General features: G+C 29.0%; 14 protein-coding genes and 1 other annotated feature. Of the genes, 12 read left to right on the top strand and 2 right to left on the bottom strand.

Going from position 1 to position 20,545, the window contains the following annotated elements:
• Positions 1 to 82 precede the first annotated feature (82 nt).
• From T483_RS0106475 to tyrS, 5 genes are all read left to right on the top strand, one after another.
• Positions 83 to 622 carry an NUDIX domain-containing protein gene (locus tag T483_RS0106475; protein WP_035790049.1) on the top strand — a complete coding sequence of 180 codons (540 nt, stop codon included), beginning with the start codon at positions 83 to 85 and terminating at the stop codon, positions 620 to 622.
• A 620-nt stretch (positions 623 to 1,242) separates the two neighbouring features.
• On the top strand, positions 1,243 to 2,586 hold the full coding sequence (locus T483_RS0106470; RefSeq protein WP_026886117.1) for an MATE family efflux transporter: 1,344 nt from the start codon (positions 1,243 to 1,245) through the stop codon (positions 2,584 to 2,586).
• Positions 2,587 to 2,915: 329 nt separating this feature from the next.
• Positions 2,916 to 3,878 (top strand): UV DNA damage repair endonuclease UvsE, encoded by a 963-nt coding sequence (gene uvsE, locus T483_RS0106465; protein WP_026886116.1) that lies wholly within the window; start codon positions 2,916 to 2,918, stop codon positions 3,876 to 3,878.
• 229 nt (positions 3,879 to 4,107) lie between these two features.
• Positions 4,108 to 5,133: a transglutaminase domain-containing protein gene (locus T483_RS0106460; protein WP_026886115.1), complete on the top strand. Its 1,026-nt coding sequence runs from the start codon at positions 4,108 to 4,110 to the stop codon at positions 5,131 to 5,133.
• A 124-nt stretch (positions 5,134 to 5,257) separates the two neighbouring features.
• Positions 5,258 to 5,520, top strand: a binding site (T-box leader).
• Positions 5,521 to 5,611: 91 nt separating this feature from the next.
• On the top strand, positions 5,612 to 6,823 hold the full coding sequence (gene tyrS / locus T483_RS0106455; RefSeq protein ID WP_026886114.1) for a tyrosine--tRNA ligase: 1,212 nt from the start codon (positions 5,612 to 5,614) through the stop codon (positions 6,821 to 6,823).
• A gap of 99 nt (positions 6,824 to 6,922) precedes the next feature.
• Here the strand turns inward: tyrS and T483_RS0106450 are convergent, their stop codons facing one another.
• Positions 6,923 to 8,104, bottom strand: a complete 1,182-nt coding sequence (locus tag T483_RS0106450) for an AI-2E family transporter (protein ID WP_026886113.1) — start codon at positions 8,102 to 8,104, stop codon at positions 6,923 to 6,925.
• A gap of 101 nt (positions 8,105 to 8,205) precedes the next feature.
• Positions 8,206 to 9,714, bottom strand: coding sequence for a Ppx/GppA family phosphatase (locus T483_RS0106445; RefSeq protein ID WP_026886112.1), 1,509 nt, complete (start codon positions 9,712 to 9,714; stop codon positions 8,206 to 8,208).
• Between the two features lie 203 nt (positions 9,715 to 9,917).
• On the opposite strand from T483_RS0106445, the gene T483_RS0106440 reads away from it, so the two are divergent.
• From T483_RS0106440 to T483_RS0106410, 7 genes are all read left to right on the top strand, one after another.
• Positions 9,918 to 11,975, top strand: a complete 2,058-nt coding sequence (locus T483_RS0106440; RefSeq protein ID WP_026886111.1) for an RNA degradosome polyphosphate kinase — start codon at positions 9,918 to 9,920, stop codon at positions 11,973 to 11,975.
• A 240-nt stretch (positions 11,976 to 12,215) separates the two neighbouring features.
• A complete protein-coding gene (locus tag T483_RS32420; RefSeq protein ID WP_026886110.1) occupies positions 12,216 to 12,785 on the top strand; it encodes a cell wall-binding protein in 570 nt (189 codons plus the stop codon).
• 459 nt (positions 12,786 to 13,244) lie between these two features.
• Positions 13,245 to 14,408 (top strand): iron-containing alcohol dehydrogenase, encoded by a 1,164-nt coding sequence (locus tag T483_RS0106430; protein ID WP_026886109.1) that lies wholly within the window; start codon positions 13,245 to 13,247, stop codon positions 14,406 to 14,408.
• Positions 14,409 to 14,555: 147 nt separating this feature from the next.
• A complete protein-coding gene (locus T483_RS0106425; protein WP_026886108.1) occupies positions 14,556 to 15,413 on the top strand; it encodes a S66 family peptidase in 858 nt (285 codons plus the stop codon).
• 234 nt (positions 15,414 to 15,647) lie between these two features.
• A complete protein-coding gene (locus T483_RS0106420; RefSeq protein ID WP_026886107.1) occupies positions 15,648 to 15,860 on the top strand; it encodes a hypothetical protein in 213 nt (70 codons plus the stop codon).
• A gap of 160 nt (positions 15,861 to 16,020) precedes the next feature.
• Positions 16,021 to 17,490 (top strand): extracellular solute-binding protein, encoded by a 1,470-nt coding sequence (locus T483_RS0106415; RefSeq protein WP_026886106.1) that lies wholly within the window; start codon positions 16,021 to 16,023, stop codon positions 17,488 to 17,490.
• A 59-nt stretch (positions 17,491 to 17,549) separates the two neighbouring features.
• On the top strand, positions 17,550 to 20,519 hold the full coding sequence (locus T483_RS0106410) for a bifunctional diguanylate cyclase/phosphodiesterase (RefSeq protein WP_026886105.1): 2,970 nt from the start codon (positions 17,550 to 17,552) through the stop codon (positions 20,517 to 20,519).
• Positions 20,520 to 20,545: the final 26 nt, after the last annotated feature.

Raw genomic sequence — 20,545 nt, 5'->3', positions numbered from 1 at the left:
TCTTAATAATATCTACGCAGAATTAAAAATTATTAGTTAAATTTATGGTATAAGGAATTTTAAAGAATAAGGATGTGAGAAAATGGATATTATATTCAATAAACTTTTTGAAATAGATAAAGTAAGTGATTCAATTGAAAAGATCAATTTTAGGGAAGCAGTAAGAGGAATAATAATAAAGGATAAAAAGATTCTAATGGTACATTCCAAGAATAAGGATTATAAGTTTCCAGGAGGAGGAATGAAAAAGGATGAAGGACATATAGAGGCTCTGACAAGAGAAGTGGAAGAAGAAACAGGATATGTTTGCAACAAAATTGGTGATCAACTTGGAATTATAACAGAAAGAAGCAAAGATAAATATGTTAATAATAGAGTTTTTAAGATGATTTCTTATTATTACTTAGCTGAAGTGTCCAATGTAAGGAAACCTCAAAAATTAGATCCATATGAGGCTAAATTAAAATTTAAACCAGAGTGGATACAGATAGAAGATGCTATTAATAATAATGAAAAAATAATATCATCAGGAGCAGAACCTATTGCGAACTGGATTTTTAGAGAAACTTATGTGCTAAAAGAGCTACGAGATTATTTAAATGGAGTTAATAAGATAATATAATAATTAATGTAAATGTATTGAGGTAATACATTTACATTTAGGTTTTAGTAAGTTTAGTACTTGGATGTGGCTAAAATATAGAGATTTAATTACAACATATATTTAAAAAAGGATAAATAGAAATGTAAGAAATTTTATGAATTAATTTATATTATATAGTATATTGATAAAAACAAGTGTTAGTTAAAAGAATATTAATCTAAATATCTTATTTTAGTAATAAAGTATCCGGATTAAGGTGGTGATTTTTACAAATAAGTGATAAGATTAAATAGCTATAAAAATTTTACATAAAGAAAGAATGATATATAGTTATGAAATACTAATTATATGTCATTCTATTTGTGTGTGTGTTTATAAAAAAGTGTTCTAATTATTGATCTAGGTTCAGTATGAAGTTTGGTATATTATAGAAAACTGGATTTATTTTTAAAGATATAAGTATTAAAATTATTGAATTAATAAGGAGGAGGGAATAAATATAAATATGGAGATATATAGTGTCTATTGAAAATGGACAAGAATAATGGCTATAATTAAATAGCTTTAATTTTTGTTTAACGTTAACAGAAAAAACTAGTAGCGTAATTGTTTTACTAGAATAGGAAGAAGGATATTTTGTGTTCATAAGAAAAGACGTTTTAAAGTTAGCAATACCTATAATGATAGAGCAAACATTTGTTATGTTATTAGGTACGTGTAATACGATGATGGCAGGACATATTGGCGAACAAGCTGTATCAGCAATAGGAATGGTTGATTCCATAAATAATATGTTTATATCATTCTTTGCGGCTTTATCAGTTGGTGCGACAGTGGTAGTTGCTCAACAGATAGGAAGAAATAAACCCAAAAAAGCAAATGAAACAGCTAAACAAGCTATAGTATCAGGTATTTTAGTATCATTAATTATAACATTACTTTTATGGATTTTCAGGATTAAATTAATTAATGTACTTTATGGTTCAGCAGAAGAATTAGTTAAAATTGATGCAAAATTATATTTGGAGTTTACCTTGCTTACATACCCGTTTATAGCAATAGAACAAATTGCTAATGGAATACTTAGAGGATGTGGGGATACAAAAACTCCTATGCAAATAACAATATTTATGAATCTTATAAATATAGCTTTAGGATATACATTGATATTTGGAATTAATGCACTGAGCATACCGTCATTTGGAATAGCTGGTGCAGCAGTAGCAATTGCAATTGCTAGACTTATTGGTACTTTAATTATAATGTTAGTTTTATTTCGAGGAAGTAAAATTATAAAATTGAAAAATATATTTCCATTTAAATTTGATATGGAAATACAGAAAAATATATTTAATATAGGAATTCCAGCAGGTATGGAACAAGTGATATTTAATGCAGGAAAATTAATAGTACAGATGTTTATAGTAACAATGGGAACAGCATCTATTGCTGCCAATGCAATTTCATCATCTATTGCTATAATGATAAATGTTCCAGGAAATTCACTTTGTTTAGCAGCAACAACTTTTGTTGGTCAGTATGTAGGGAGAAATGATATTAAAGGGGCAAAGAGTACTTTAATATACTTGACTAAGTTTGGTACTATTTGTTTGGTATCCTTGGGATTGATTTTTATACCTATATCAAAATGGTTAGCATCTCTTTATACAAATGTTCCGGAGGTAATAAACATATCAGCAACATTAACTAGAAGTAACAGTATAGCATTAATCGCCTGGGGGATATCTTTTATACTTTCATCAGGTCTTAAAGGAGCGGGGGATACTAGATATACTATGTTAACTGCATTTATAGGTATGTGGATATTTAGAATATTTGCAGGTTACATTTTGGGTATTGTTCTAGGAATTGGTGTTTTAGGGATTTGGATTGCTATGTATATTGACTGGGTTGTGCGTGGAATTATGTATTGCTTTAGGCTTAGGGGAAACAACTGGCTAAAGCATAGAATTTCTGATTAAAATAGTTAAAAGAAGTTATCTAAGAATAGGAAAATAATAAGGGATGATTAACATTAATTTTTATTATTTTTAGATAACTTCTTTTTGTATAGTTATAAGAAATTTGCAAAGATATTAAAAAAATAGTTATAATTTAAAAGAAAATGTTTACAATAATAACTGATGAGATTATAATAAGTAATAGAGTGTTTAAAAGTTTAAATTATTAAATATTAATCTAACTTTTAATACAACCTCTAATACTCATTAATCTCTTTACATATAATTGGACTCCACTTTGGAGTTCTTTTATTATGTTCAAGAAATATTAAGTACATAGGAGAAGAATTATGAGAATAAGGTTTGGCTATGTAGCAATTTCAATGAGGTTGGGTAAAAAGATTTCTAGTTCTAGCACAGTTACATTTACAAATTATAATAAAATTATCTCTGAAAGGAACAAATTAGATAAGCTAAAGAGTATAACACTATCTAACTTAAATGATTTAGAGAAAATACTTAATTATAATGTGGAGAATCAAATACACTTTTATAGAATAACATCTGCTTTAATTCCTCTAGTTACTCATCCTGATGTTGGTTATTGGGGGCATAGAGAGATTTTTAAAAAGGATTTTGAATTTATTGGAAGAATAATTAGGCAAAATAATATGAGAGTGGATACACATCCAGATCAGTTTAATGTTTTAAATAGTGCAAGTAATGAGATTGTTAAAAATTCTATCAGCAATTTAATGCGTCAAGTAGAATGGTTTGAAGATCTTGGGTATTTACATGGAAAAATGGTTTTGCATATTGGAGGAGCAACTGGTGGAAAAGAATCAGGAATAAATCGATTCATTAATAATTTTTCTATAATTCCAGAAGAAATAGCATCCAAATTAATTCTTGAAAATGATGATAAAATATATACTGCAAAGGAAGTTCTAGGTATATGCAGAACTTTAAATCTTCCAATGGTATTAGATGTTCATCATCACAATTGTAATAATAATGGTGAAAATATAGAGGACTTACTTGAGGATATTTTTAATACATGGGATAATGAATTTTTCCCACCTAAAATACATTTTTCAACGCCTAAAGACCACGATAAAGATAGAAAGCATGCTGATTATATAAATGCAGAGGATCTTGTTGCATTTTTAGAAAAAGCTAAGGTTCTAGATAGGGATTTTGATATAATGCTAGAATGTAAGCAGAAAGATGAGGCGCTGTATAAATTAGTAAAAGATATAAAAGTCATAAGACCGCAATATAAATGGGTTGATAACAGCACTTTTGAATTATAAAATAGTTTTAACAACTACCTAGAAAATTTAATATTTTAGGTAGTTATTTTTATGAATATATATTTGAATTTGGCATCATTAATAATATTCTGATATAATAGATATATATGTTTTTGGAGGTAAATAATAATCTGGGAAGGAGGAAAGTGTTAAATTGTGCTACTTTATAACATAATATTAACAAAAATTATTCCAATGGGATTCATATGAAGAAAGAAGGGATTTATTGATGAGAAACGTTATTAGAAATCTATTACTTGGATTAATAATAATATCAGCAATAATAGGACAACCTGTTTTTGCAGCAGATAATGATTTAAACTCATATGTATATAACCATTTAGAAAATTGGGACACGGAGTTTCAAATTGATTATTATAAATCTGATGTATTAGAAGTGGTACAAAATATTGCAAAAGATGATGATTACTTGATGAGATCACTAGAGAAAATGGTCTATGAAAGAGTTGGAGATAAAGCAACATTAAAGGTTACTTATAGAACAACTAAAGATCAAGAGTTATATATTAATCAGGAACTAACTAAAATAGTTAATTCTATAACTACCAATGGAATGAGTGATTTTGACAAGGTTAAGGCAATAAATGAATATTTAATAAATAGATTTGAATATGATGATAGTCTTGTATCTAATAATGCCTATTCTGCATTGACAACTGGAAAAACTACATGTCAAGGTTATGCTATGACTGCTTATAAAATGCTTAAATTAGCAGGTGTAGAGAATAAAATTATTATTGGAAATTTAGATGGTGTCCCTCATGGATGGAACTTAGTTAAATTAAATAATAAGTGGTATCATTTAGATGTCACAAATAACGATGCATTAGGAAATAATAAATATTTTCTAAGACAAGATAAGGTTCTAAAAAATGATGGATTTACATGGAAAGAAAGTGATTATCCAGAATGCTCTGAGGATTATAACTATGAGAATAATAAGGCAAGCAGTTATACTGGATCATTATCTGAGCTTAGGTCAAATAAAGATGGTAAGTGGAATTTAGTTGATTCAGCGTGGAGATTCTTAGAAAATACAGGACGTTATGCAACTGGATGGAATATAATAGATAATAATTGGTATTATTTAGGCAATGATGGCGTAATGAAAACAGGATGGATATACTCTAATGGAAAATGGTATTATTGCTATCCTGGAAGTGGGGCTATGGCTCTTAATTCTGTTATTGATGGAAAATATAGAGTTGATTCAAATGGAGCATGGATATCATAGCTGTAGCAATTAAACAATAAAATTTATATTGACAAAAGCTTAAGTTTTTTGTACAATTTAAACAATTTAATATATCGCATAATAAGGAAAGTAATTTATTATATTTCTTTATTCTAGATTTTCAATAAAAGCAATGAAAAGAATAAGTAGAAATTAGTGATGCCATACAGAAAGTTACCGGTTGATGAGAGGTGCATGGAAGCTGGTTTTGAATACATCTTAGAGCTTCAAGCTGAAAAAAGTTTCTTTTGAGTAGGTGATGACGGAACCCTGCACCCGTTATAGTGCTAAAGTATAACCAAAATTTTGGCGTACTTGAAGAGGTTAATCGTGTGAGCGATTAATGAATTAAGGTGGTAACACGGGAGTTATACTCTTGTCCTTTATATTTTAAAGGACAAGAGTTTTTTTGTTGCAAATATTGAATCTTGTAACGCTTACTTATATTAAAAATAAGAAATATTTAGGAGTTAAGAAGATGAAAAAGAATGCTGAAGAACAAATTAAAATTATAAGGAAAGGAGTTGCAGACATAATTAGTATTAAGGATTTGGAAGAAAAAATTATTAAATCGGTAAAAGAAGATAAACCTTTAATAATTAAGTTAGGATTAGATCCGACTGCACCAGATATTCATTTAGGTCATGCGGTTGTATTAAGAAAGATTAAGCAAATGCAAGATTTAGGGCATCGAGCAGTTATAATAATTGGAGATTTTACAGGTAAAATAGGAGATCCAACCGGAAAATCTAAAACTAGGAAAGCTCTAACTAAAGAACAAGTAGTAGAGAATGCATTAACATATCAAACGCAAATTTTCAAAATTCTAGATAAAGATAAAACAGAAATTAAATTTAATAGTGAATGGCTAGCTGGATTGACATTTGAAGAAGTTTTAAAGCTAGCTGCGACTACAACTGTTGCAAGGATGCTGGAAAGAGAAGACTTTAAAAAGAGATATAATTCTAATATTCCTATTGGAATTCATGAATTTTTTTATCCTCTAATGCAAGGTTATGATTCTATCGCATTAAAGGCTGATATAGAATTGGGTGGAACTGATCAGACATTTAATATTCTTATGGGGAGAACATTACAAAAAAATGCTGGAATGGAGCAGCAAATAGCGATATTTATGCCTATATTAGAAGGTCTGGATGGGAAGGAAAAGATGAGTAAGAGCTTAGGAAATTATATCGGGATACAGGAAACAGCAGAAATAATGTTTAAAAAAGTAATGGAGATTCCTGATAATTTAATTATAAAATATTACGAACTTGCTACAGATGAGCATCCAGATAAAATTAGAGAAATTAAAGAAGAGTTGGATAATGGGAAAAATCCAAGAGATGTCAAATTTGAGCTTGCAAAAATTATAACAAGATTATATCATACAGAAGAAGAAAGTAAATTCGCACTTGAGTATTTTGAAAATGTATTTAAAAATAAAAGTATACCTGATGAGGTGCCTGAAATAAATATACCTCCTGAATGTAGCTTATTAGACGATGTTGGAAAAGTTCTTGTTAAAAATAAGTTAATAAAATCGTATAATGAATTTAAAAGGCTTTTAAGTCAAGGTGGAGTATATATAAATATGCAAAAAGTAGCTGATTTTAATAATATAACAATTAAAAATGGAGACATAATAAAGTTAGGTAAGAAGAAGTTTGTTAGAATAGTAAAATAGATAAAAGTGTATTAGAAAGAATTAAGTGAAAGAATATATACTATATTAAAAGAGGCAGTCAATTGAACTGCCTCTTTTAACAAATTAATTCATAAAGAATTATAACTGCTTTTGTTTTTCTATGTAATTTTCGTACCAATTATTAAATAGAACTTTACATGAAGCAGCAACTGGTACAGCAAGGAGCATGCCCAATAACCCGCCTACATTGCCACCAATTAGTATAGCCATCATTGTGAATACTGCATGCAAACCTACGCTGTTTCCAACAATTTTAGGAGCTAGAAGATTATTATCAATTTGTTGTACAACTAGCATAGCAACTATGGCATAAACTATTTTTATAGGGGTACCACTTAAAAGTCCCATAATAGCAGCAAGAATGGTGCCAATAATTGGACCTACATATGGAATCATATTGCTTATTCCTGCAATTATACCAATTACAAAAGCGTAATCTATCCCAACAATTGAAAGTGCTATCGCTGATAAAACTCCAACGAAAAAAGCTTCTAGCAATTGACCGCGTAGGTATTTAGCAAAGACTTCATGAACAACGCTAAAAACGTAAATAATTTTATTGCCTAAAATACTTTTACCAAATACTAAATAATAAAGCTTATTCCATAGTCCTATAAAATATTCAGAATCCTTTAGAAGGTATATACTGATTACAAGTGCAATAAAAAATGTTGCAACGCCACTTCCAATTGACATTATATATGAGGTCATATTTCCTAAGTTGCTTTCAACATATCTTTGTAAATATATAATTCCGCTAATAATATAAGGTTTTATACTATCTATAAAAGAATTATCCAGCCTATCTAAGGTCCCTTTTATGGATTCAGTTGAAAAGGAATTGCTCTTTAAGTATAGGGAAATATGTTGAGTCATATTTATAATAGTAGTATTATTTGATATCTGACCGCCTATCATAAAATAGATTCCTAAGATTAAGCCTGAAAATATACCAATAATTAAGAGATATGTAATCATAATTGCTATAATTCTTCGAGTAGATGCCTTCTCTAATTTATATAGTTTGTTATGCTTTAGAAAAGTTTCAAGCCATCTAGTTATAGGATATAAAAGATATGCTATTATGATCCCGAAAAGCAGTGGCTTAATTAAATTAGTTAAATATCCTAGAAAGTCAAATGCAGATCTAAATAATAATCCCATATTTAAAATAATTAAAAATGCTATATATAGTATAACGGCTGTGATAGCTATATATATTGAATACTTAAGTAGTTTTTTATCAAATTCAATTTTCATATAACGGTATTATCTCCTTGTTTTGGTTTAATTTAAGTTACTATGGTATAAATTATATCATACTTTAAAGTAAATATATTATATAAATAACTAAGCAAAACTTATAATGGGATAATAGATAACTTTTTATTAAAGCATTTTCTAAAACTCTCATCCATTTCTACAGGCAAACTATCTTGCATATATTTAACACTAGTTTTAGGAAGCCTTAACTTAAAAGTATCTTTTTGATTTATAATTGTGACTTCAGACAAACTATTATAAAAGTACTTATCAATTCTATGAGCAAGACACAGTATTGTTGAAATTTTTTTGCATAGTAAAATGTCATCTTTTTTTAGGATATTTTTATATTCATCTGATAATTTATAATCAAATTTACCGCTTAGTGCTATAGAATAGCCAAGCATTAATATTTGTTTATGTGTAAGACCTGAAATTAATGAGTTAATTATAATATATAAACTATGCTTATAGGCATGTTTTATGGAAATACTTACACCCAAATCATGTAACTTAGCTGCAGCTCCAAGCAATTTATATTCTAATTCTAAAAATTGATAATTTGGATTTTCAAGGTATTTTAAAAATACAAGAGATAAATCACGTATTTTCTCAGCATGTGAAATATTTAAATCATTATTTGTTAAAATATTGTTCAATGAATAATCTAAAATATCAATATCACCAAGATCTTTACTCAATATTTTTTCGTATAAAACGCCTTCACGGATTCCATATTGACTAATTTTTAAAGCAGGGCAATTGCAATAGTTCATAAGCATTACAAGTGCTGAAAAAGGTGCAGTAAATATATCAGACCTTTCTCTAGGTAGTCCTTTTAACTTTGATTTGTGGTTGATATTAAGATTGAGAATATATTCATGAATTATTTTAACTTCATCAAAAAGCATAGTATAATTATGAAGCAAATCCAGTGGATATTTAATGAATTTTTTGTGAATTTTCCCAATTGAACGAGCTGTTCCGCCAATTCCTATTAAAGGCAAATTTTGAGCAAGATTTAGCCAAGGTAATTTATCAAATTCGTTAAATATAAATTTCTTAAATGATGATATAGTATTTTTATCGGCTGGTACATCAAAAGGAAATAGCTTAGTTAAAGGTATGGAACCGAGAGGTAAGCTTACTCCGTTAATTATTTTTTTATCTTTTATTAAAGTGATCTCCATGCTTGAACCGCCAATGTCAATAAGTAAAGCATCTTTTATGTCCATTGTGGCTTTGATTGTCGTATACCCATAGGCTGATTCCTCAGCTCCGCTTAAAACTCGGATGTCTAAGTTAATTTTATCTTTTATTAAAGATAAAATATAGTCTTTGTTTTTTGCACGCCTGACTGCTTCAGTGGCTACTACAATTGTTTCAACGACATCATTCTTTTCGCATAAAATCTTGAAGAATTCCAAAGTAATTAATAGTTTATCTATTCCTTCATTTGACAAGTTGTCGTTTTCGTCAATAAATTGACCAAGCCTTGTCATTCTTTTTTCTTCATCAATTATTTTAAATGAATTATTCTCATATATCTCATACACCAAAACTCTCATTGAATTAGAACCTATATCAATAACTGCGATATTTTTCATTGTGCACTTCTCCTTTATAGAAAAATATGATAAAAAGTTAACTTGCATATAATAACATTTTAACTTAAAGTTAACAAAAATATTAGATTATATTAGTATACATTTAAATATATTACATTATTCAATGAGTATTTAAAATACTATAATTACAAATAATTAAATTAAGTTGAAAATGATTAGCTTATAGGATGAGGAGAATAATTATGGATCAAAGTTATACATATGATAATTACGAAAATTTCTTTAATCGTGAACTTAGTTGGCTGGAATTTAATCAAAGAGTTTTAGATGAGGCTAAGGATAATACAAATCCTTTATTAGAACGATTAAAATTCTTATCCATATCAAGCTCCAATTTAGATGAGTTTTTTATGGTGAGAATTGGATCGTTATATAGTCAAATTCAAGCAGGATTTGAGGAAAGGGAGGTTTCGGGCTTAACACCTGGCGAGCAGATTGAAAAGATATTATGTAGAGTTAGAAAAATGGTTAAAGATCAGTATAATACATATGATCACTTATATGATCATTTAGGTTCTAGGAATATAAGAATTTTCACATATGATATGTTAAACAAGGAACAATTAGAATTTGTAGATGATTATTATAAAAATATATTATATCCAGTTTTAACACCTATGGTAATTGATTCAGGACGACCCTTTCCGTTATTGCTGAATAAAACATTAAATATAGGAATTATACTAGGGGTTAATAAGGGCGAACAAGAACTATTTGCTACAATTCAAGTACCATCGGTTTTAGACAGATTAGTTTCTATACCAGGGGGAACGGGTAAAAATTTTGTATTATTGGAAGATGTCATAAAAAATCATTTAAGTGAATTATTTGGTTTCGAGGTATTAACAACTGCTTGTTATAGAATAACTAAGAATGCTGATTTAAGTTTAAATGAAGAAGGCGCAGAGGACTTACTTGAAACGATAGAAGAATCTCTTAAACAGAGAAGGTGGGGGCTTGCTGTAAGATTAGAAATTGAAGAGACTAGCGACAATAGAATCATAAATAAATTAGAGCAAGAATTTGAAATTTCAGATGATCAAATATTTTCTATAAAAGGACCGATTGATTTAACATTTATAAATAAATTATATAGCATTAAGGGATATACTGAACTTAAGTTTGAGCAACCAAAGAGTTTGCAAGTTAAGGAATTAAAAGAAGGCGATATATTTCAAGCAATAAGCAAGAAGGATGTTTTTCTACACCACCCCTATGAAAGTTTTTCATTAGTCGTAAAATTAGTAGAAACTGCTGCTCAGGATGAAAAAGTACTAGCTATAAAGCAAACTCTATATAGGGTAAGTGGAAATTCACCTATAATAGCCGCGCTTTCGAAAGCGGCAGAAAATGGGAAACAGGTGACAGTATTAGTTGAACTTAAAGCTAGATTCGACGAGGAAAATAATATTCATTGGGCAAGGCAGCTTGAAAAAGCAGGATGTCATGTTATATATGGAGTAATTGGATTAAAAACTCATAGCAAAATATTATTAATTGTTAGACAAGAAAAAAAGGGGATAAAAAGATATGTTCACTTAGGAACTGGAAATTATAATGATGTGACAGCTAAATTCTATACAGATATCGGGATAATAACATCAAAGTCTGAATATGGAGAAGACGCATCAGTTATTTTTAATATGCTTTCAGGATATTTTAAACCTGAAAATATGAGTAAAATAACTATTGCACCGTACGGATTACGAAAGAAATTAGAACACTTAGTTGAGAGAGAAACTGAGCATGCTAAAAATGGAAAGAAAGCTAAAATAATTGCAAAAATGAATTCATTAGTTGATAAGAAACTTATGATAGCTTTATATAAGGCTTCACAAGCTGGGGTTAAAGTTGAACTTATAGTTAGAGGTATTTGTTCGTTGAGGCCTGGGGTTAAAGGCTTAAGTGATAATATAACAGTAAGAAGCATTGTAGGAAGATATTTGGAACACAGCAGAATATATTATTTCTATAATGATGGAAGAGAAGACATATATATATCAAGTGCTGACTGGATGTATAGAAACTTAGATAAAAGAGTTGAAACTATGACAGTAATTGAAGATAATCTAATAAAAAAGGAACTTAAAGAAATGCTTGAATTATATATAAAAGATAATGTCAAGAGTAGGATATTACTAGAAGATGGCTCCTATAAGAAAATTAAAAGTGAAGGTAAAATTGTTAATGCACAGAAGGATATGATAGCGATATGTAAAAAGTTTAATCAAAAAAGTTAGCTAAAAATATGAGGTGAATAAATGATTTCTAAATCTAACATGAACAATATATATGAAGTTAAACTTGAGCGAAATTTGCTTTTTAGACACCGCTTGGATAAAAACGGAAGTGATTTTAAGCATTGCTAAATAAAGATAAAAAAGACTAAAGTGTTAATAGGCTTAATCGATAAATAATTATAAGAATATAATTGAGACATAAATATTATATTACATTAAATATTCTAGGAGATGAGCAAAATGAAGAATAATAAATTAAGAATTTTATCTTTAGCCTTATTAGCATTCTTAGCTCAAGGATCTTGTACTTATGCAGCAAGTTCGGATAAGAGTGATTATACTAAAGATGAATTAAACAATTTAACTCCGGGATGGGATGCAAAAGACATAGACAAAAGTAATTATAAAGTTGATTCCTATAAAAACTCATTTTCAAGCACGCAGACCCCAGATACAAAGGATAAGGACACTAGCGATACAAAAAGTAAAGATAATACTTCAAGTACAACAACTGCTTTGGACACAAGTGTAGGAAATGCTATCGTAAGCAGTTCACCGAGCACAGGAAATAGAGGAGATTTTTGGGGAAAGACTTCAGATGGAAAATGGATATTGATTGAGCAAGGTGTTCCAGTAAGTGGTTGGAAAATGGTAAGAGGGCAATGGTATTATATGGATTCCAATGGAGTGATGCAAACTGGATGGATAAATGATGGGAACAATTGGTACTATTTAAATTCAGATGGATCTATGGCATATAATACATATGTAGGCGGTTATTATCTTGATTGGAGCGGTGCTATGCAGTAATCCATTGAAAAATAAATTGCTAAGAGAATAAATAGAGTTTTGAATTTAATAAATTGAATTCTATAAAAAAATTGTTATAAGTAGCTCATAGGCAAAACTTATATTTGATTTACTTAATCAAGTTATGAGTTTTGTCTTTTTTATTTTGAATAGAAAGAAGTTGGATTTTCGCATTTAACAAGCAAAAGTATAATAATTTGTTTTAAATGGAAAAATTAAAGATGATAAAAGATAATAACATTTAAAATTTTAAACATAATAACTATATAAGCTTGACATAAAGTTAACTCTAAGGTGTAAAATTTATATGAAAGATTCGTATTCATGGATTTATTACCACATATTCTTATGTTATGAAATAATAAGAATAATATAGATTGAGGTATGAGGAACAAAATTCACGAATTACTGTTTTTAATAATTATAGATTAAATTATATATTATAAGGAGAGAGTGTTTATGGAAAATTTTAATTATTCAATACCTACTAAAGTTTATTTTGGAAAAGGGCAAATTAAAAATCTTGCTGCCATAATTAAAGAATATGGTAATAAGATGCTTATAGCATATGGCGGAGGAAGTATTAAGAAAATTGGGTTATACGATGAAATGATTAAAATATTAAATGACAATTCAATATCATATGTTGAATTGTCAGGAATAGAGCCAAATCCAAGAATTGAAACCGTAAGAAAAGGGATTAAAATTTGTAGAGAAAACAATGTTGAAGTAGTTCTTGCAGTGGGAGGCGGAAGTACAATAGATTGTGCGAAAGTTATTGCGGCAGGAGTAAAGTATGAAGGAGATCCGTGGGATTTAGTAACTAGTCCACAAAAAATTAATAAAGTATTGCCTATAGTCACAATATTAACATTATCAGCGACTGGTTCTGAGATGGATCCACATGCTGTGATTTCTGATATGACAACTAATCAAAAATTAGGCACAGGTCATGAAAATATGAAACCAAAAGCTTCAATTTTAGATCCTGAGTACACTTATTCAGTTCCTAAAAATCAAACTGCAGCTGGAACTGCTGATATTATGAGTCATATATTTGAAACGTATTTTAATCATACAAAGGGTGTGGATATCCAAGATAGTACAGCCGAAGGATTGCTTAGAGCTTGTATAAAATATGGTAAGATTGCAATAGATAATCCAAAGGATTATGATGCAAGAGCAAATTTAATGTGGGCTTCAAGCTGGGCTATAAATGGCTTGATTTCATATGGAACAAATTCACCTTGGGTAGTGCATCCAATGGAGCATGAATTAAGTGCTTTTTATGATATAACACATGGGGTTGGCTTGGCTATATTAACACCTCATTGGATGAAATATTCTTTAGACGAGACTACTGTTTTTAAATTTGCTCAATATGGAATAAATGTTTGGGGAATAGACAAAAATTTAGATAAATTTGAAATAGCAAATAAAGCAATAGAAAAGACATCAGAATTCTTTAAGGAATTGGGTATACCAAGTACTTTAAGGGAAGTTGGTATTGAAGAAGATAAGTTGGAATTAATGGCGAAAAAGGCTATGAATCCATATTTTAAGTATGCTTTTAAGCCATTAGATGAAAATGATATATTAAATATTTTTAAAGCGGCACTTTAGCAAATTACACAGTGTACATTTATGTAACAAAAGCCTAAATACATTTAGGTGAACAGAGTACAAATTTTATGAAAATTATATATTAAAATATCGACGGCAGTATATTTACTGCCGTTAATACTATAAAAATTTAGGGAGATAATATTTATGAAGTTATTTAATAAAGGTGATAAAGTTGGAATCGTTGCTTGTTCCAATGGCTTAGATAAAAGCAGTGTATTAAAGATGAACGAGTTAAGAGAAACATTAAAAGAATTAGGACTTATATCTGTATTTAGTGATAAACTATATAAAAGCTATTCTGTATTTAATGGTAGTAATAAAGAAAAAGCAGAAACATTAATGGATTTTTTTATGGATAATGATATTAAAGGTATTTTTGATGTATCTGGTGGAGACTTGGCTAATGGGATCTTAGATCATTTGAATTATGAAACAATAAAAAACAATATTAAACCATTTTTTGGGTATAGTGATTTGTCCGTAGTTATTAATGCTATATATTCTCAAACGAATATGCAGACTTATTTATATCAAATAAGGAATTTAATTGATATTGGAAGAGACGTTCAAGTGGAGGAATTTAAAAATACATTTATGGATAATGGAAGTAAACTTTTAACATTTAATTATGAATGGGTGCAAGGATGTGCTATGGAAGGAATTGTGGTAGGAGGAAATCTTCGATGTTTATTAAAACTTGCAGGTACAAAATATATGCCACATTTTAAAGATAAAATTATTTTCTTAGAAAGTTTAGGTGGTGACGTTCCAAAGATGTTCACGTATTTGACACAATATAAACAACTGGGAGTATTTGAACAAGTTAAAGGAATAATTCTTGGTGAATTTACTGAAATGGAAAGAGAAAAACACTTTCCAAATATTTTGGAAATTACTAAAGATATAGTAGGAAATTCTAATATTCCAATTATAAAAACTAGTGAAATTGGTCATAACAAAAATTCAAAATGCATAATAATTGGAGGGAAAATAAAATTATAATATATATGTCGCAATAATAAATTCACATTTAAAATTCTAGTGAGGCAAGTGCTTAGTTAAGGCCAGAGTGTAGAAATTAAATTGCAACATATATATTTTAATTAACAAAAAATAATATAAATATTTCTCTGTTAACCTATTGTTAAGGTTCATATAATATCATTGATTTATAGGAAAAAGCATGATTATTTACTAAATTGATTTTTAAGTGATTTATCTCAAAATATAGCATCAATGACTGAACAGCTTCATGCATCAACAGAGGAAATTTCTGCAGTCATAGAGAATATTGCAGATAATATGCAAAATACCAAAAACAATTCTGAAGAAATTCTAATTAGTATAAGTGAAACTAACAAAGCTGTAGAGCAGGTTGCTATTGTAGCTCAGCATCAGGCAGTGACCGCTGAGAAGCTAACTCAATTAGTTTTAAGTTTCAAAATATAAGGAATTAGATTATAAAATAAAAGGTTATATGAAAAACCATGTGAGAGTTGAAGTGATTCTACTTATATGCATGGCTTTTTATATTATTTTATGGAATTTATATGAATTTTAACCTATAATTATATAGTACATAATGAATATATTATAATGGGAGGGAAAAATGCTAAAAAACTTTAGAGCATTATCTATAACAATAGTTATGTTATTAATAAATTCTATTGTTTTTACCGGATGTAAGATTGATACAAGAGATAATTATGGTCTGGATAAGGACAATCCTGTTGCAGTGGAGGTATGGCATTACTATAATGGGATACAAAAAATAGAGTTTGATAAAATGGTAGAGGAATTTAATAAAAGTGTAGGTAAAGACAAAGGAATAATTGTTGAGGCATTTAATCAGGGGAGCGTAAGCGAACTTACAGATAAGGTTATTGATATCACAAAGAAAAAAGTTGGGGCAGAAAAAATGCCAGATGCTTTTATGGCATATCCAGATACGGCTTATGAGATAGAAAAATTAGGACTTTTATCAGACTTTGGCAAATATATGTCAGAGAATGAAGTAAATAAATATATAGATAGTTACATAGATGAAGGAAAATTGGATACTGAGGATAAGCTAACTATATTTCCAGTAGCTAAATCTACAGAAATTTTAATAGTAAATAAAACAGATTGGGAAACGTTTTCCGAGGAGACAGATGCAGATATAAGTGATTTTAATACCTGGGAAGGGATCGCAAATTTAGCTAAAAAATACTATGATTGGACTGATAGCAAAACAGAAATTAAAGATGACGGGAAAACTTTTTTCGGCAGAGATGCTATGGCAAATTATATGATAATCGGAAGCCGGGAGTTAGGTGAAGAATTATTTAAAGTTACCAATGGCAAACTAGAGGTTAATATTAATGAAAAGGTTATGAGAAAGCTATGGGATAATTTTTATGTACCATATATAAATGGGTATTACGGAGCATATGGCAGATTTCGTTCTGATGATGCAAAGGTAGGAAATATAATCGCATTAGTAGGATCTACGTCTGGAGCAGGATACTTTCCAGATTCAGTTATAACAAATGACGACCAAAACTATAAAATTGAATCAATGATTTTACCGCTTCCTAAATTTAAAGATGCAAAAGTTGCGTATATGCCACAACAAGGTGCCGGTATGGTCATGATTAAATCTGACTCTAGACATGAATATGCGGTTACAGAATTTTTAAAATGGTTTACAGATTCCAATAGAAATACAAAGTTTTCAATAACAGCTGGATACCTACCTGTTAAGAAAGAAGCCAATCATAGTGAATTTATTGAAGGAAAAATTAATAATAACGATGTTTTGGATGCCTCAAAAAAGTCACAAGAAGCTGTTTTAGAAGCTATAGATCAAGAAAAAACATACAACTTTTATGTGAGCAAAGCTTTTAAGGGTGCAGATGAAGCAAGAGATATTCTAGAAAAATCTATGCTGGAAAAAGCAAAAATAGATAGAGAAAAAGTAAAATCTTTATTAAAAGAAGGAATTCCGAAAGAGGATGTTATAAAGGAGTTTGATACAGAGAATAACTTTAAAAATTGGCTTGAAGATTTAAGAAAAAGCATTAATGCAGTTACTTAATTTAATTTGTAATTCTTAGAATTACAAATGTTCAAAGTCACTGCGAGTGGGGTGAAATAATGTTCTTAATAAAAAATAAGAACTCTATAATTAGAAAGTTACTTATTCCAATGGTAATTGTTGTATTAGCACAGGTGGTACTTTTTGTAAGTGTGGTTTTATTGAGTGGAATTGTTGGGATCCTTAAAAATAATTCATTTAATCTGTTGAACCAGAAAATTCAATCAAGAAGTAGTTATATTCAAAACGAGATGATTCAACATTGGAGTAATGTTAGTGAATCTGAAAGCTTGATTAATGCTACTATTTTGCACAAGCTTCATAGTAAGGGGATTACTGTAAAGGATTTGGACAGTAATACACAATTCACTAAGGAGTTATTGGGAGATGTTTCGAGTAATTTGATATTTATGCTTAGAAAGAATTATGTAACTGGAGCATTTTTAATACTTGATAATAATTCTGCAGAAAAAGTAGGATTATATTTTAGAGATTTAGATCCTAATTCAAATCCAAGTGATAACTCAGATTTATTAATGGAAAGAGGTCCTGCTTCAATTGCACAAAATTTAGGGATTCCTTTAGATACATGGTGGAATAATAGATTTATATTTAATCAAAATAAGAATTCATCTCCAGAAGAATTTTTCTCAAATCCTATTAATGCAGCTGTAGAAAATAGAGGATTATCTTACAAAGATTTAGGATATTGGAGCAAACCATTTTCTTTAAATGATAAGGATATAAAAATTGTTACTTATTCTGTTCCATTGTTAGACGAAAATGGTAAACCATATGGAGTTCTTGGAATTGCTATTTCATTAAATTATCTAAATTCACTACTTTCATATGATGAAATAGACTCAAGTGGTAAAGGCGTTTATATGCTAGGAGCTGATGACAATAAGAATATGAACTTTGAAAAGGTTACGACTACAGGACCATTAGCTGGAAAAATACTTGGAGAAGAAAAAAACATTCAGTTTAATAGAAAAGAAATATATGATTCCATATATGAGATAAAAGAACCAGATTCAAAAAATATAGCTTATGCATCAACAAAATATTTTAATTTGTATAATACAAATACACCTTTTGAAAATGACACTTGGGCAATCAGTGGTATAATAGAAAAGGATAAACTTCTATATTATTCAGAGAGATTTGAAAGGCTTCTAGGGGTATCATTAATTATTTCGACTCTAGTTGGAATAGTAGTAATTGTTATTGTGGGTGAAAGGGTCACGAAGCCAATAAGAAATTTAGCTCAGGATGTAAGGGAAAGTAATCCTAGTAAACCAATAGAACTTGGGAAAATAAGTATTTCAGAAATCGATGAGTTATCTTCAGCGATAATGACATTAAGTTCTAATGTGGCAGATTCAGCTTCAAAAATGTCTCAAATTATAAAATTATTTAATATGCCAATAGGTGCTTTTGAATATAAAATAGGACATGAAGCAGTGCTATGCACGGATACATTTTTCGATGTAATAGGAATTGAAAAATCAAAGCGATTTGATTCGTATGTTGATAAAAGATATTTTAGTAAAATAATAAAGAAGATAACAGAGGAGAAAGAAAGTTTTCAAGAAGAAACCTACAGGATTAAAGGAGTGAATAAAGAAACTAAGTGGATTAAATTAAAGATTTTAGAAGAAGAGTCTAGAACTTTAGGAGTAGTAAGTGATATTACACAAGAAATTTTAGAAAAGCAAAAAATAGAATATGAAAGAGATTATGATTTGCTTACTAATATGTTAAATAGAAGGGCATTTAATAATACAGTAGAAGAAATATTTAGAAATAATAATCTTAAAGTCGGAGCATTTGTAATGTGGGATTTAGATAATTTAAAATATGTAAATGATACCTATGGTCATGACTATGGAGATGAGTACATAAGAAAAGCTTCCAAAGTATTGAAAGAAATTGAGAAATATGGAGGAATAGTTGGAAGAAGATCGGGAGATGAGTTCTATACATTTTTATACGGATATGAAGATAAATACGAAATTAGGAAAATTGTAAAAAGCATTCATTCTGGTATTGAAGATTCAGTGCTTAATCTGCCTAATAATAGAGAATTAAAAGTTAGAATATCAACAGGGATAGCATGGTATCCATATGATGCTGTAACTTTTAAGGATTTAGCTAAGTATTCAGATTTTGCAATGTATAAAATTAAAAAAACGGTAAAAGGAAATATAAGTGAGTTTAATAAAGAGGAATATACTGAGGATTCGTTCTTGTTTAGTAGTCAAGAAGATTTAAATAAGTTACTTGATGAAAAACTTATTAAGTATGCATTCCAGCCAATAATAGATGCAAAAACAGGAAAAATATTTGCATATGAAGCTCTTATGCGTTCAAAGCTAGAGTCACTTAAGAATCCACTTCATATAATCAAGCTTGCAACTGCAGATTCACGATTATACGAAATAGAAAAAATTACATTTTTTAAAGCGCTTGAAGGTTTTGTAAGTAATAAAGAGAAATTTAAGGACGCTAAACTTTTTATAAATTCTTTACCAAACCATGTATTATCCTATGAGGATACAGAGAGATTTGAAGAACTGTATGGAGAACATCTTGATAGATTGGTAATAGAACTACTTGAAAATGAACGTTCTAATGGAGATAACATTGCTATAAAGAGAAAAGTAATTGAAAAGTGGAATGCTAAACTTGCCATTGATGACTTTGGTTCAGGATATAATAATGAAGCAGTATTGTTAGCAATTACACCGGATTATGTTAAAATAGATATGGAAATTGTAAGAGGAATTGATAAAGATTTAAATAGGCAGCAAATTTCAAAAAACCTCATCTCTTATGCTAAGCAAAGAAAAATTAAAGTTGTAGCTGAGGGGGTTGAAACAAGGGAGGAATTAAGAAAGCTTGTAGAGTTTGGAGTGGATTATCTCCAAGGATATTATTTTAGCAAGCCAGAATTTATTCCACCTGAGATAGGTAAAGACTTAGTTATGGAAGTTCTGGATATTAATAAAGAATTTAACACAAAATAAAACCACGTCATATTTTGGGGGATAGA

It is taken from the genome of Clostridium beijerinckii HUN142 (genome assembly GCF_000621745.1).
In the GTDB taxonomy this organism is placed as follows: Bacteria; Bacillota; Clostridia; order Clostridiales; family Clostridiaceae; genus Clostridium; species Clostridium beijerinckii_A.
This window is presented reverse-complemented; position numbering and strand designations above follow the sequence as displayed.